Annotated in this window: 1 rRNA gene; it reads left to right on the top strand. The window is 52.3% G+C overall.

Annotated elements, in window-relative coordinates:
• Positions 1-163 precede the first annotated feature (163 nt).
• Positions 164-260, top strand: a 5S ribosomal RNA gene (gene rrf / locus WA302_RS25210); the annotation flags it as partial.

Here is a 260-nt window from a genome sequence, read left to right as displayed (position 1 = left end):
TGGGTGTGTAAGTGCAGCGATGCATTGAGCTAACCAGTACTAATGATCCGTGAGGCTTAACCTTACAACACCGAAGGTGTTTTTAGAGAGATTTTCAGCGAAGTTCCGAGATTGGTTCTGATGGCTTTACGGGAGTGAGGCGGTTGGAATGAAACAGAATTTGCCTGGCGGCAATAGCGCGGTGGTCCCACCTGACCCCATGCCGAACTCAGAAGTGAAACGCCGTAGCGCCGATGGTAGTGTGGGGTCTCCCCATGCGA

The organism is Serratia sp. 201 (assembly GCF_037027545.1).
Taxonomy (GTDB): Bacteria; Pseudomonadota; Gammaproteobacteria; order Enterobacterales; family Enterobacteriaceae; genus Serratia; species Serratia bockelmannii.
Note: the sequence above shows the minus strand (reverse complement) of the source record. Positions and strands in the feature narration are given on the sequence as shown.